15 protein-coding genes are annotated in these 14,014 nt (G+C 48.7%); 7 read left to right on the top strand and 8 right to left on the bottom strand.

Translation table 11 applies throughout. The annotated features are described in order from the left end of the window. Positions 1 to 24 precede the first annotated feature (24 nt). Positions 25 to 1,044 carry a retroviral-like aspartic protease family protein gene (locus tag IQ256_RS07230; protein WP_193854866.1) on the top strand — a complete coding sequence of 340 codons (1,020 nt, stop codon included), beginning with the start codon at positions 25 to 27 and terminating at the stop codon, positions 1,042 to 1,044. 52 nt (positions 1,045 to 1,096) lie between these two features. Here IQ256_RS07230 and folB read toward each other — a convergent pair whose 3' ends face one another. Next, positions 1,097 to 1,468, bottom strand: coding sequence for a dihydroneopterin aldolase (gene folB / locus IQ256_RS07225; RefSeq protein WP_193854865.1), 372 nt, complete (start codon positions 1,466 to 1,468; stop codon positions 1,097 to 1,099). Positions 1,469 to 1,472: 4 nt separating this feature from the next. Further along, the gene (locus tag IQ256_RS07220) at positions 1,473 to 2,783 is read right to left on the bottom strand and encodes a glutamate-5-semialdehyde dehydrogenase (protein ID WP_193854864.1); all 1,311 of its coding nucleotides are present in this window, start codon (positions 2,781 to 2,783) and stop codon (positions 1,473 to 1,475) included. Positions 2,784 to 3,193: 410 nt separating this feature from the next. Between IQ256_RS07220 and IQ256_RS07215 the strand changes: the two genes are divergently transcribed. Next, the gene (locus tag IQ256_RS07215) at positions 3,194 to 3,898 is read left to right on the top strand and encodes a class I SAM-dependent methyltransferase (RefSeq protein WP_193854863.1); all 705 of its coding nucleotides are present in this window, start codon (positions 3,194 to 3,196) and stop codon (positions 3,896 to 3,898) included. A 152-nt stretch (positions 3,899 to 4,050) separates the two neighbouring features. Continuing rightward, the gene (locus tag IQ256_RS07210; RefSeq protein ID WP_193854862.1) at positions 4,051 to 5,217 is read left to right on the top strand and encodes a transposase; all 1,167 of its coding nucleotides are present in this window, start codon (positions 4,051 to 4,053) and stop codon (positions 5,215 to 5,217) included. 37 nt (positions 5,218 to 5,254) lie between these two features. On the opposite strand, the gene IQ256_RS07205 is transcribed toward IQ256_RS07210, so the two are convergent. After that, positions 5,255 to 5,947 (bottom strand): LuxR C-terminal-related transcriptional regulator, encoded by a 693-nt coding sequence (locus tag IQ256_RS07205; protein ID WP_193854861.1) that lies wholly within the window; start codon positions 5,945 to 5,947, stop codon positions 5,255 to 5,257. Positions 5,948 to 6,056: 109 nt separating this feature from the next. On the opposite strand from IQ256_RS07205, the gene IQ256_RS07200 reads away from it, so the two are divergent. Both IQ256_RS07200 and IQ256_RS07195 read left to right on the top strand, forming a co-directional pair. Then, positions 6,057 to 6,743, top strand: coding sequence for a DJ-1/PfpI family protein (locus IQ256_RS07200; protein ID WP_193854860.1), 687 nt, complete (start codon positions 6,057 to 6,059; stop codon positions 6,741 to 6,743). Between the two features lie 3 nt (positions 6,744 to 6,746). Next, positions 6,747 to 7,172, top strand: coding sequence for a DUF6220 domain-containing protein (locus IQ256_RS07195; RefSeq protein WP_193854859.1), 426 nt, complete (start codon positions 6,747 to 6,749; stop codon positions 7,170 to 7,172). Between the two features lie 106 nt (positions 7,173 to 7,278). On the opposite strand, the gene IQ256_RS07190 is transcribed toward IQ256_RS07195, so the two are convergent. After that, positions 7,279 to 8,088: a pentapeptide repeat-containing protein gene (locus IQ256_RS07190; protein ID WP_193854858.1), complete on the bottom strand. Its 810-nt coding sequence runs from the start codon at positions 8,086 to 8,088 to the stop codon at positions 7,279 to 7,281. A 376-nt stretch (positions 8,089 to 8,464) separates the two neighbouring features. Next, entirely contained in the window at positions 8,465 to 8,995 is a 531-nt protein-coding gene (locus IQ256_RS07185; RefSeq protein ID WP_193854857.1) for a dihydrofolate reductase family protein, read from the bottom strand. Positions 8,996 to 9,303: 308 nt separating this feature from the next. On the opposite strand from IQ256_RS07185, the gene IQ256_RS07180 reads away from it, so the two are divergent. Continuing rightward, a complete protein-coding gene (locus IQ256_RS07180) occupies positions 9,304 to 9,705 on the top strand; it encodes a hypothetical protein (protein WP_193854856.1) in 402 nt (133 codons plus the stop codon). Positions 9,706 to 9,822: 117 nt separating this feature from the next. Here IQ256_RS07180 and IQ256_RS07175 read toward each other — a convergent pair whose 3' ends face one another. Both IQ256_RS07175 and IQ256_RS07170 read right to left on the bottom strand, forming a co-directional pair. Further along, positions 9,823 to 10,500, bottom strand: coding sequence for an ester cyclase (locus IQ256_RS07175; RefSeq protein WP_193854855.1), 678 nt, complete (start codon positions 10,498 to 10,500; stop codon positions 9,823 to 9,825). Between the two features lie 778 nt (positions 10,501 to 11,278). Next, on the bottom strand, positions 11,279 to 11,953 hold the full coding sequence (locus IQ256_RS07170; protein WP_193854854.1) for a sigma-70 family RNA polymerase sigma factor: 675 nt from the start codon (positions 11,951 to 11,953) through the stop codon (positions 11,279 to 11,281). A gap of 257 nt (positions 11,954 to 12,210) precedes the next feature. Here IQ256_RS07170 and IQ256_RS07165 point away from each other — a divergent pair, with 257 nt between their 5' ends. After that, the gene (locus tag IQ256_RS07165) at positions 12,211 to 12,702 is read left to right on the top strand and encodes a hypothetical protein (protein WP_193854853.1); all 492 of its coding nucleotides are present in this window, start codon (positions 12,211 to 12,213) and stop codon (positions 12,700 to 12,702) included. Positions 12,703 to 12,704: 2 nt separating this feature from the next. On the opposite strand, the gene IQ256_RS07160 is transcribed toward IQ256_RS07165, so the two are convergent. Further along, on the bottom strand, positions 12,705 to 13,985 hold the full coding sequence (locus IQ256_RS07160; RefSeq protein WP_193854852.1) for a lipid-A-disaccharide synthase-related protein: 1,281 nt from the start codon (positions 13,983 to 13,985) through the stop codon (positions 12,705 to 12,707). Positions 13,986 to 14,014 lie beyond the last annotated feature (29 nt).

Genomic DNA, 14,014 nt, shown 5'->3' with positions numbered 1-14,014 from the left:
AAGACAGAGAATGTCGGGAAATATATGACTTCTGAAATGGCAGCAGAGAAATTTAGACAAGCGCAGTCTTTGATCGCTGTAGAGCAGTTGTTTGAAGCGTTGCCGCTGTTGGACGAGCTGGCCCAGGTGGAGCCGGGGTGGGCGCAGGTGTATGTGCAGCGAGCCCGGATTCGCAAGCGGCTGGGAAATAGAGAGGGGGCGATCGCAGATTATGCCAAGGCCATTAAGCTAACGCCGACAGCAGAACTATATTTGGCCAGGGCGTTGGTGTGGTTGAGTTTGAATCAGGTGAAAGGGGCGATCGCGGATAGTCGGCAGGCGATCACGCTTCGTCCAGAGCTGGCAGGCGGACATCGGCTGTTGGGCAAGGCGCTGGGATTGTTGGGAGATGGGGAGAGTGCAATCGCTGCCTACAAGCAAGCTGCTCGGTGCTATCTCAACGAGAAAGATAAAGAGAACGCGCAGCGATGCATCGACGCAATTGAGCCACTGCGCGATCTGCCTCCCTTTGTGCCTCCATCGAATCTGTCGCCTTCATCGGATCTAGCCAAAGCAAACGAAGGCAACGAAGAGACATCACCTTGGCTAGATCAGCTAGATCAAACCAGCGCTCAGCAGGCTGTAGAAAGCGACTGGTCTATACAACAGGCTGATACCCAACCCACAAGGAGCAACAGCAAAGGGACTACTCTTACAATCAAATCGTTTAGCCGTCATTTGCCAGTAGTAGAGGCTATGTTCAATGGCATTGCTAATTTTGATGTGGTGATCGATCGCAATGCACCCCATTCGATCATTACTCAGCGAATTGCAAAGCAGCTACGATTGCAGGAAATTAGCTATCAGTATGTGTATCTGGCAGATGGGACGCCGATGGAGCTATCGATTGCCCAGCTAAGATCGGTGGTAATCGGGACGGTGATTGTGCCGGATGTGAAGGTAGCGATCGCCCCTGACAATGCCACTGTTGTACTTGGTAAAGATTGTTTCAGTGCCTACAGAATTAGAATAAACGGTAATGAAATGGCGTTCACTCGACGGTAAAAAGAAAAGTTCTTTTGCTGCAGATATCATCCAATAGGGTTCGCGCGCTTGATCAAGCCATTGTTGATTGTTCCCGGCTGATTTCGACGGCAACTGTACCATCAAAGTTAGGGATAGGCGGCGTCGGTTTAGTCACCTTTACATTGATTTTCTGAATACGTTGATCGCTGCTCAGGGCATAGGTTGCCACAGCGTCAGCAAGACTTTCGATCAGCTTATATTGCTTTGTTTGAATCAGTCTTTTTGTTTCTTGAACAATCTCTACATAACTATGGGTATCTTCTAAGGCATCAGTTTTGCCAGCTTTTGAGAGATCGATGAAGATCTTTAAGTCGACATGAAACCATTGACCTAGAACGTTCTCTTCGGGTAATACGCCAAGATAGCCGAAAGCCTTGATGTCGTTGATGTGAATAATGTCCATTAAATTAAATATCTTTGTGGGTAAAGGCTTTGGCGTCTGCGCCTGTGTAGGTTGCAACAATATGCCCATCACCAACGAGCTGATATTTGTAAGTCACTAAGCCTTCTAAGCCAACGGGGCCGCGAGGGGGCATTTTCTGGGTGCTGATGCCGACTTCTGCGCCAAATCCGTAACGGAAGCCGTCGGCAAAGCGGGTAGAGCAGTTGTGGTAAACGCCTGCGGCATCGACTTTGGCCATGAAGGTATCAGCGGTGGATTGATCGGTGGTGGCGATCGCTTCTGTGTGCCGCGATCCGTAGGTATTGATATGCGCGATCGCTGCTTCTGCTGACTCTACCACTCGCACAGCTAATATCAGGTCACTGTATTCTGTTGACCAATCTTCTTCTGTAGCCGCGCTGATACCTGGCAAAATCTGACGGGTTTTGCTATCTCCCCGCAGTTCTACGCCTTCTGCCTGAAGGGCTTTGGCTAGGGTGGGCAGTGTATCATCGGCGATCTTGTTATGAACTAGCAGGGTCTCGATCGCGTTGCAGGCGGAAGGGTAGCCGACTTTGGCATCGACAGCGATGTTTGTAGCCTGTTCGATATCGGCGGCGCTGTCTACATACAGATGGCAGATGCCGTCGGCGTGACCTAGAACAGGGATTTTGGTGTTTGCCTGTACGTATTGAACAAACTGATTTGAACCGCGAGGGATGATTAAATCGACGTACTTATCAAGAGATAGCAAGGCGTTGGTTTCTTCGCGGGTGGTCAGAAGCTGGACAGCGTTGGGATTGGCCCCGGCGTTAGTCAGGCCCTGACGGATGGCTTTGACGAGAGCGGTGCAGGAGTGGATGGCTTCGCGTCCCCCTTTTAGAATGACGCCGTTGCCGGACTTGATTGCGAGGGTAGAAATTTGCATGACGGCATCGGGGCGCGATTCGAAGATGATGCCAAGAACGCCCAGGGGCACGCCGATGCGTTTGAGCACTAGACCTTGATCGAGTTCGCGGTGGAGAGTGATTTCTCCGGTGGGATCGGGCAGGTCGGCGACGCTGCGAACGCCTTTGATAGCACTGTTAAGTTTGATCGGGTCTAGTTTTAGGCGACCGTAGAGAGGCTTGGCTAGATTGCTGGTGAGGGCGGCTTCTAAATCCTTTTGGTTGGCGGTGATGATTTCGGGGGCGGCGGATTCTAGGGATTGGGCGATCGCACTGATGATTGCGTTTTTTTGATCGCTGGAGAATTGAGCGAGTTCTCTAGCGGCTTGTTGGGTTTGTTGAGCAAGTTCTGTGAGAGAGGGTAGGGCTGTAAGGGTGGAGGTAATCATAGGTCGGATGATCTAGGGTTAAGAGGCAAGACGATAAGAGGCTAGAAATAAGAGATGGGGCCAATAACATAAATAGGCTCCCTACCCCCCTCTTCTGCTGGGAGGTTTAATATACTGCTTGGGGCCTAGGCTCCCCAAACCCCCCGAAAGGGATAGTAGGTTGGAGTCCTACAGGGAGTTCGGTTAGCGTCCATATATTGTACAAGGCATATTGTACAGAGCGTTTTTTCGATAGAACTTACGCATTGGTAGGATAGCAGGGTTGTAATCTACCGACAGTGGACGTAATGCCTGGCTGAATAAGAGTCCCGGCTAAATGAGAGGGGAGTATCGACTATTTGTAGAGGACTTGAAGGTAGCTTCTATGTTTTTATGGTCTAAATTAGAGCCGTTATTACCCCTCATATCTGATGTCTGATCAAGAAAGCTCTGTTGTTTTCGATGAAGAGCGAGCGGCTTCCTACGACACTAGAGCAGCTAAGCTAGCTCCGTTGCGTGATACCCTTCACCTGCTAACGCAGCTGGTACTGTTTGATTTGCCGGCTGATGCACATATTCTCTGCGTAGGTGTTGGCACTGGATTAGAACTCATCTACCTCGCGCAAGAATTTCCGCAATGGCGCTTCACGGCGATTGATCCTGCGGCAGCGATGCTAGATACCTGCCGTCAAAAAGCTGAAGCACTCGGAATTGCCTCGCGTTGCACATGGCACAATGGCTATCTTGACTCGCTACCCAACTCAGAACTGTTCGATGCTGTCACGTGCTTTCTCGTTTCTCACTTTTTTATGCAGCGAGAAGCAAGACAACAGTTCTTCAGTCAAATCGCTTCACGCCTGCGCCCGCAGGGACATCTAGTCAGTGCGGACTTGGCCTCCGATATGACAACTCCGGCCTATCACAGTACGTGTGAGGTTTGGACGCGGATGCTTGAGTATGCCGGGTATCCGCAGGAGGATGTTGAAAAGTTCTTGGCCTCTCACGGAAAAGGAGCTGCCGTATTACCACCTGACGAAGTTGCCTCACTCATCTCATCGAGTGGTTTTGAGTCTCCTGTATTGTTCTTGCAGACGCTTTTTATCCATGCTTGGTATACCAGAACGTTAAAGGATTGATTGCGCGACGGCTTCTAGCGGTCTTTTATATCCCGAAAGCCACAGACAATAAAACTAACTGAGATCTTGCACCATTCTCAGTAAGGGTTGCATTGCGGGCCAAAATCTGGAAAAAAGGGCGTAAGAAAAAAACGAAGACGGTCATTACAACCATGCTTCAGCACGCCCAAACGCTAGTGTATAGCCTAATTTCTCTGATGCCTAGTGTCTATCAAAAAGCCAGTCTAAAAGCGGTTTTCGGCCTGTCTTTAGACGCCCAAGGTCATGCCTTGGGCGAACATACGCGGATCAAATCAGCCAGTGCGCTGAGTCGATTTTTCAATCGTTATCGTTGGTCTACCAGGGCCGTGATTCGGACCACCCGTGCTGCCGTGCTAGACCAACTGGCAACACATCCTGTGCGTAAAGATGTGCCTATGCGCGTATTGATAGATTTGAGCACACTGAAAAAAGCAGGCAAGTTTTGGCACTTGAGTACACCCACCGATGATGAGGACGCGCCTGAGCCTTGGGTGCGAATGCTCAATGGCAAGCGGGGTCTGCATCTGGTGGTACTCTACATCATCATTGGAGAGCGGCGTATACCCTGGAGTTTCCGTGTCTGGAGAGGCAAGGGACAACCGAGCCCCAATCGACTGGCCTGTAAGCTGTTGGCGAGCTTACCCAAGTCTCTGGTCAAAGGCAGAACGGTGATTGTACAGGCAGACACTGAATTTGGCACTGCCGAGTTTATCGGGGCCGTTCGTCAGCGAAAGTGGAGAGCCGTCGTCGGCATGAGAAACAGTCGATGTCTACAAGATGGCCGCAAGCTAAAAGACCTGCCGGACCATGCAAAGAGAGGACTACAGGTCTATCTCAATGATGTCGATTATCCACTGACGATTTCTTGGTTTTGGCTTAAGCGCGCTGACAACAAACGAGAGTTGCGCTTTGTTGCTTCGACTCATCCCTATTCTGCCGTTTATCTCGTCCGCTTAGGACGGAAACGCTGGGCGATTGAGGGCTTCTTCAAAACGGCTAAGCATCAGTTTGGCCTGCATTGCTTTGGGCAAGGCACTAAAATTGGCGTCTATCGTTGGCTGATTCTCTCCTTCATTGCTTATTTGTTGGCACACTGGATTGACCTCTGGGTTTGGCCGCCCGTCTTAGATTGGAAGGCCACTGCCCGGTTGACTCTAGAGAAACTTTTGCCCTCTGTACTTTGGACTCAGTTGCTCAACCAAATCAAGCGGGATGTCGATATTGCGACTCATTATGGCTTTGAAATAGTTATCCATTCTCTACCTGGAGCGGCTTATCGAGATTGGTGCAAGATCTGAGCTATAGTAAATAAGGTTGTTGCTTATAAGCATTCGCCTACAAGAGACGCTTTGTTCTAGAGAGCTGTGTCACCATCTGCGTGCGTGACGATACCTTAAGCTTGCGGAACATCCGCTTTAGTGCCTGCTTGACAGAATTTTCTGTAATCCAAAGTTCAGTCCCAATTTCTGCGTTAGTTTTGCCAAGTGCGACTAAGTTGGCGATCTCTATCTCACGCGGTGTCAGATGGTCGCTGGTCAAGTTTGTTGAAAAAGAATCCACGGGTGAGCTTTGTGCAGTACGTATAGCCGTAGTCCGTACTGACAGATGTAAACAAATAGCACTTAAATTCGCCACATTTTGAGTATTAAAAGCAGGCATAGTCTGATCGCGTGTACAGCCGACTGAGCCGATTATTTGGCCTCTGTGGATAATTGGCCCTGCCATCACATGCCAATGATCTAGGCGAGGACAAATCAATCTCCAAGCTTTTGGTGTTGTCACCATCTCTTCATGAACTGGCGTATGACGCTCTGCGATGTACCTAGCGAGCGGATTGCGCTCTGTAGAAAGAACAATATCTAGAACCTGTCGAATCTTAGGATTAATGGTCTTTTCCTGGTCAAAGAAAAAGATGCCAGAGCGTTTTGCCTCAAAGTACGCTTCAAGCTGAGGTGCAAGCTGCGATCGCATCTGTGCTTCGTCATCAATTTTCTCGATAGCTTCAAATAGCGGCTGTAGAGAGGTCATTGTTTTGCTTAAAGAGTACTCGATCGAGGTCTATGCCTAGCCGGTTGTCATCCCTAGTATAGGAACAAGACAACCGTTCCACTACACAGCAAGCAAAAAGGCTTAACCTATGTCAGACAGATCCATATTAGATAGACCCAGCTACGCGATTGGTCTAGTTTTTTATCCAGGGATGACGGCGCTAGATATTGTAGGGCCGCAGACCGTATTCAGCTCACTTCCTGGCGTTCACCTCTACCGTTTGTGGAAAACACTAGAATCCATCACAACAGATGACGGGATGGTCATTTCACCAGACACGACCTTCGCAGATTGTCCACCGCTAGACATTATCTGCATCGGTGGCGGCCTCGGCCAGAATGCTGTTGTAGACGACGTAGAGATCCTTGAGTTTCTAGCGAAACAAGGAAGCACTGCCAAGTTTGTAACCTCGGTATGCGGCGGCTCTGAATTTCTAGCTAGGGCAGGTCTGCTCAGCGGCTATCGCGCCGCTACTCACTGGACCGCACGTGAGCAGTTAGCCAGCTTTGGCGTTGAGGTGGGAACAGAGCGCGTTGTTGTTGACAGAAACCGGATAACAGGCGGCGGCGTAACCGCTGGTATTGACTTTGGTCTTACTGTCGCCCAAACGCTCTACGGTGAGGAAGTCGCTAAGATTGTGCAGCTTCTGATGGAGTATGATCCGGTGCCGCCATTTGATACAGGTTCACCTGAGAAAGCAGGGCCTGAGCTAGTCAAAAAGGCTTTGTCTTTTGCAACAGACAGCTTGGGTTTCAGCGTAGAACAGGGGAATTAAGCGATGACAATGAATACAGAAATTGAGCCTCCTACAGACACACTTCGTCTAGGCGGTGATCCTACTGATTGGAAACAAGGTGTTTTCTATGGGATGGCTATAGTCTTCAACCTATGTTTAGTGGCTCAGGTATTGACGGTTGGCGTTGCTTACTTTGACGATTCTGCTTGGTGGAACGTTCATGTTTGGCTAGTGCGTGGGTACAGCGGATTATCGCTATTGCTTTGGGCTGGAACCTGGTTTGTTCTACTGCCGAACAAAGTGCGATCGCTCTCAATGGGGATAGTTATATTGCTAGGGCTACAGTTTTGTAGCATTCACATTAGAACGCCCTTCCATCTAGAAGTACTTCACCCTTTAATTGGCTTCTCGCTGTTTTATCTATCTTCGAGTCTGGTTCATTCAGTTGCTCGCGATAAAGTCTTATAACTTCTGCGATAAAGCCTCTGTCTAGCTGCACCTCTTTGCAACTGCTTACAGTTACGTGTCAGCCATGATGAATATCAACCTCTAGCAGTAAAAACTCCAGCTTTGGCTAGTCCCACCGATGTTGCCTAGCTTCATCAACTATCTCTTGAGCCTCCTCTAGTGGAATATCATAGCGATCGCGCAGAAGCTGGGGAATGCGACTACAGTCACGATTGGGATCTAGCTTTGGTTGGCTAGAATAAGCAGGTAGTGCAACATTACATAAAAAGGGCGAAGGCTTCGCCTTTAATTGAAGCGGTTCAAGATTTAGAACTTCTCTTGAGTTAATAAAAAATAGCAAGGTACCGCTGAGATTCGCCTCACTAAGGTTGGCATTTCTGAGCAAGGCACTGCTAAGGTTGGCACCGCTGAGGTTGGCGTGTCTGAGGTCGGCTCCGGTGAGGTTGACATATCTGAGATCGGCGTTGCTGAGATCGGCATACCCAAACTCAGCATTGCTGAGGTTAGCACTGCTAAGGTTGGCCCCGCTGAGGTTAACGTATCTAAGGTTAGCTCCGCTGAGGTCAATACCACTGAGGTCGATACCGCTGAGGTTGGCTCCGCTGAGGTCAACACCAGTGAGGTCAACTCCATTGAGGTCGATACCGCTAAGATCAGCACTGCTAAGATCAGGCATATCTACGTCTCTGTTGGCAGTGCGGAGATTGAGAACCAAGAAGATTCCGCCTGCGATCGCTGCGACCATTCCAGCACTGCTGACGAGAATTTCGCGATGCTGATGAGGCTGAGGTCTACGCTCTAGAGATAACCAAAGCCAACATACCATCCAGACAAAGACCGGAGTGGCGATCGCGCCTGCTACCTGCCGCTTGCTGATCTTTATCTTTGGCTGCCACTGCTTTAGCCACTCCCACATTCTTCAAACTTCCTCGATGCTGAGTCCATTATTGCTATCCTACTGCGGGAATGCTCTAACGTTTATATATGCTTAATTATCCAGCTCTCTCCAGCGCTTTATCTATCGCCATAAATCGGTCAGTTAGAAGGAATAAACAATAGACTTAAGGCGCAGGAACTTACCTGAGTCACCTCGCTACCTAGAGAGGTTGTTAGAACAGGCTGAAGATACGATCTCGTTGCTACGTCTAGATCTAAGAAGTACTGGCTACTCAGACCACTGGCGCTCGCTACCTTAGCCGCTCGCTCGAAGAAGTCTCCAGAAGCTCTCGACGGTAAAGCTTTTTAGGATGAGTGTTTGGAGCAGTAAACACTCACTATTTCGCTAAGCAGTGTTATCTAGTTCTGATGTAGTGAGTCTTGACTAAGGCAGAACTCAACACCTCAGTTTTCTGATGCTCGAACGTCAGCGCCTCTGATAGCTGAGTGAACAAGGGAATTCCTGAGCCAAGCAATACGGGTACTGTTGTAATTGTCATTTCATCAATCAGATCTTCAGCTAGAAAGCTACGAATGACACTGCCGCCGTCTATATACAGATTGCTGTATCCTCTTGTGCCTAACTGCTGAACCAGCTTTCTAAGATCCCCACTAACCTTCTCAGCTTTGTTCTTTACCGCTTCAGGTAGCTGAGCCAGACTGTTGCTTAGAACAAAAACAGGCTTGTTATACGGCCACGTATCGAAGGTCATAACCTTCTCAAAAGTGTTACGACCCATGACGATTGCATCAATACCTTCGATGAAGTCTGCGTAGCCGTAGTCGTCGTTATTTGGGTTAGGTACTGCGTAGAGCCAGTCAAGCCCACCTCCAGGAGTAGCAATGTAGCCATCTAAACTAGTGGCTATGTAGACGCGATTGGTCATTGGCAGTACGCTACGTGGGCTGATTCTTCTAAAGAGAGTCTACTACAACGAGCTGCTGATTGACGGCGGCGTTCTACAAGAGAAAAGCCAAGCAACAACACCTACCTAGTACCTTTGCAGAAAAGCTGCATAATTGTAGCCTTCTATTCCTGAGCATCTAATACAAAGCTCACTGCTACAACAAACGAAAATTCGACGCACTGATGAACATAACAAACGAGTTTTTTCACTTTTAAACTCTTTTTAGCTTCAATTCAAAGCTCGTGTCTTAGAAAATAGCTCAACTCATCAAGAGATTAGGAGAATCTATGACTGAATCAAGCGTTAGAAAAAGACCTGTTTGGGTCTGGCTCATTTCTGTCCCCTATATTTTTCTCAATGCATGGTTTTTGCTCTCGGCCTTCCTATTTTTGTCAGGGATTGTTTCAGTTCCACCCGATTTGCCACCCGAGCTAGCAGCCTCTATCAACGACAAATTAACAGGTAACGCTCCCTTCTTCCTCATTACCCATAGCTGCCTTTGTCTAGCCGCTGCGATCGCTCTTGTTCGACTTCGAAAAGTTGCTTTTTACCTGTTTGCTGTCCTCTTGGGCATCAGTCTTTTCAATATCGAGATTGATGGACTTTCTGGTACTACATTTGACTGGATCATCCTAATCGCAATTTGTATCTACACTTGGAGACTTAAACAAAAGGGCGTTCTAAGGTAGAAAAACGGGGTGCTCTTTCCGCCGAGACATTCGCTAAATCCGCTGAATAACCCACCTAGGTCTTTACAAACTAAAAAATAAACTCAGCCTGTAAAGACGCTAAATGGGTTCTCTAATCTAGTGGGCTACTGGGCAACCGCTACTAGAGGCTTTAGCACCGCTCCCACCAGACAACGTTGTCAAAAACTTGTTGGTATCGAAGAAGTGTTCTACGGATTCAATTTTAAGATCGTCGTTCACTTTTGCAACACTTAGGCCAACAATTTCAACTTTTTCGCTAGTCGGTTGAGTCTCTTTGTAAGGGCCTGTGAAATATCCCCAATGTCGCCACTTGAATACGACAGCAGGTGGCCCTGCAACAACTTCTATTAGTTCCCAATGAAAGCCATCAGGAAAAGCCGTATGAAACAGGCTGTAGGAGGATTCAAAGTTTTCTTCAGAGGCGCGATAATGCTCCGAGTCCTTAAGAAAAATGTTGTAGGTTCCTTCGTTGATAATGTCTTGAGCAGTATGCGCTTCGCCGCCGTTGGTACTCATGCGGAACTTATCTACAGTTACAGAAATCCACTGCTGAGGGTCTGTTTTGAAGGTGGCCTCCATCTCAAATGTTCTCACTAAATTGTGAGCGATGAGATCTAAAGAGCCTTCTGCATGAACTCGCCTCTCTTTTGCTGAGATAGCGTTGTTGCGAGAGTAGTTAGGGCGATCGCCATAGCGCCATTTGACGCCAGCATCTTCCTTAATCACGTCATCTCTGTCTTGTACCCAAAGCGGCAATGCTTTAGCCGTGCTCATCCTGGTAGCTCCTGAATGTGTTTAATAACGTTACCAACGAACTTCGGCGACGTATCGCTGAAGTCTAACCAGCTTGACCGCTAGCTTTTGTCTATATCTCTTGCTACCGCTGAGGTGATTATGCGGCTTTTCTAAAGAGAACGTTAAGACTAAGAGGCTTCTGAGCGCTTATTTAACACTTGTAGCTTTCCGCACTTGCTCACTACACATAGAAAGGCTACACCTCTTGTTCTATAATGCAAAGTGCCATAACCCTGCGTCGTTGCACGGTACTAGAAAACGCGCACCAAGCTAGGGAACGCCTGCCAAGACAGCGGTAGGAACCCGCGTCGTCGTACGGCGCTAGGGAACGCCTACCCAGACAAAGTGCGTGGGCTATAGCCTTCGGCATGGCTTCGCTAGTGCCTTCTCGAAGAGTATGCATCCGCGCTTTGCTATATCTCTAGAGGTTGCTTCAAACCTTGACATGATCAAGTAGCTTTTGTTGTCTCCTAGCCTATCGTCTTGAGGAATGAAAACCCCTCTAGGCTATCATCGCCACTGAGCGCACTTCCGTGGCCTACAGAGTAAAACAGCAGGCGTTCGTTAGAGCAATCAACTCAGCTAAGGGTCGCGCTTAGAGCCGCTCTATGCCTTGTAGAGAACCCTGTTCGTCTAGCAGTAGCCAAACTTTGTCATACTGATGCGCCTGCTTTAAAGTTTGAGTCACTGCTTAATATCGTTAATAGCTGTTTGTCGCTTTTCAGTCGTTATGTCACTGCTCTAGATGATGCTTAGCTCATAAGAGATAATCTCTAAGCTTTGAAGCGAACCGAGCTAGGCAACGGCGATAGAAACTGCTGAGCGTAGGTACTGGCACCCCAAGTTCAACAGCGAGGTCTTGCCAGGAGTAGCCTTCTAACCGCTTAACTGCGATGTGCTGAAAGCTAGCTCTAGGATGATCAACAATGCTAGCCGCCCCAAACAGACCCTCAGGATCTTCTATCAAACAGGCTTTTACTTCTTGCGAAAGTGAGGGCGTTAGCTGTGGATTTAGCTCGCTAGGGTTACTTGAGTCTAGATACTCCAAGCTTAGCCGTTTAACCTCTCTAACATCTAGTCCTTTGTATGCAACGGGTAGATAATCTCTGCTGGCTTCGATAAAAAATCGACGGCTGAGTAGGAAGTTAATCCACTGCAAGACTTCGCCCTTTTGCGGGTTGTAGTTGTCGATGCGATCGCACACAAACACAAACAAGCGTTGAAGCGCCTCTGCGTAGATATCTTCGTATAGCAGTTGAAATTGTCCGAGACGAGGGCGGCATAGCTTACGCGACGCTAGTAAGGTGCCTATCAACTCAGTGAGAGCTCTTTGTCTTGCTATACTTGCTTTTGGTTCATTTTGAGCCGCAATCGCTAATCGCCGCAAATGATTGTCTAGATGAGGCTGTTCTAAACAGGTAGATGAGTTCATTGTTTTCATCGATTGAAGGACTTCTAGCGAAGAACAATTAATTACCAAGCGAAAGCTGAGAAGTTCTTCGCTGGTCTGTAGTCTTATTCAAGCGATGCAAGGGCTACGTTAAGGGGTAGGAAAAGCTATCTTGTGGCTGACTTAAGCTATAGAAAAGCCTGGCAGCATAACCATCAGGTCTTTATCAAACAAACCTCTAATGTAAGCGTGCCTGTGACTATGCGAATATCTAACCGCTTTAGCCAGCAGTCGATGACTTGGAGAACGTCAATCGGTTTCGTTGTGCTATCAACGCTGATCGCGATCGCGACAGGCTATCTGATCTCAATAGATTTGCTACCGATGCTCAGACAATTGAGTTTGCAGACGGTGGGGTGCGGTTTATTCGCGTATGGATGAATTTGGCGATCGCCATTGGCGTCATTTTGCCAGCCGCTGCTTTTGTGATCGGGTTTAGGCAGGCCATAGCGCGAAAGATATTTGGCTTTTACTCGCTGCTGCTGAGCATTCAGATTGTCACCGAACAGATCCTTAGTCAGATCTGGATGCCTAGTCTGGTCATTACAGTTGGCACGCTCTATACTGCATTTCGCGTTTGGCAGCTTTGGCAAGGGCTACGGCTTATTCACTCGGCTCAAAAGCAGCGATCTAGGCATAAGCTGTTGACCAGCATATTGTGGCTGGTGTTCTGCTTTTGGTTTAGCAATCTTGTTATGCTGCTAACGCTAGCCTGGCCAACTATTCTTTAGCTTTAATGTTGATCGTTCATCGTTGCTAAGACTTTTGTCGCTATCCTTTTGCCTGCGCCGGGTTTGCCCATGCGGTGCTTGCCATTTTGATCAATTAGCTGGAGGCGTTCTGGGTCTTGGATGAGCTGGGCGATCGCACTACCAACAGCATTGACCTCTTCTACTATCTGAATGGAAGGGCCTAGCATCTTGGCTTGGACGGTGGCAAAGGCTTTTGTAAACTGAGGCCCTTTGCCAGGGAGGGTGATGGCGGGTTTACCTAGGCCGACGAATTGCTCGGTGGCGGTGCCTGCAGTGGCGATCGCAATATCGGCTGTGTGTAAACAATCGCTGTAGGCGCTAGTCAGTAGCAGGGTAGCGTTTTGATGTTGGTAGGTGACCGGAGTGCTATCGGTGACTGTCCACTCGGTGGGAAGTGAGTCGATGAGTTTTTGGTGCGAAAGGCTAGGGGCGATCGCGCCGAGTAAGACCAGGGTCCGGTAGGGAAGTGCTTTTATCAGACTGGGTAAAGTTGCTAGTATGCGGCTCCAGTTTTCGTAGGCTTCGGGCTGCCGAGAACCGGGGAGTAACAAGACATTCAGTGTGGTTGGATTTTGTTCTTGGGGTAGTTGTGGTAGCGCGCCAGCGGGCGAGAGGTTATCCATCATCGGGTTGCCAGCATATTGAGCGGCTAGACCTCGCTTTGATAAATGATCAGCGGTAAATTCATCACGAACAAAGATGTTGCGACAGCGATGCTGCGACATCAGCCAGCGTTCCCAGGGTAGGTAGATGGAGCCGGACCAGCCTTCAAATCGACTCCAAAGGCCGCGCGATGGGTGCTTTCCTGACTCGTCTCGCAGCCAGTACTCAGATTTGGCAGTGCCCACGAAGCTATAGGACAGTCCGCTGTAGTAGGCAAACAACAGCGGCACAATATCACCTACCGCAAGGATATGGCGGTTGTAACAACTCTCTGATGAAGAGGTCTCTGGTGAAAAGGTCTCTGGTGAGGAGGTTTTGGCCCAGGTCTTGAGGGCTGAGATCTGAGATTTGGTCAGCGCTATCAGGCCGCCGCTCATGTCTTTGGCAAGCTGCTGCGGATCCCGGTTCAAAAATCCGCCTGAAGGTAGGATTCTGGCTTTGCCGATTATCGGAATATTAGCTCGATGGTAGGTGCTGCCTTCGCCGCTAATAGGCAGGGCATAGAGATTGATAGCAGGATTCTGCTGACGAATGGCGCTGAGGATGCGTACGGCAATCACATCTTCACCGTGGCCGTTGCTGATGCACAGCAGTTTCATAAAAAGAGACTTATTACAAAGTGCAGATA

This window comes from cf. Phormidesmis sp. LEGE 11477, assembly GCF_015207105.1.
GTDB lineage: Bacteria > Cyanobacteriota > Cyanobacteriia > Phormidesmidales > Phormidesmidaceae > Phormidesmis.
Note: the sequence above shows the minus strand (reverse complement) of the source record. Positions and strands in the feature narration are given on the sequence as shown.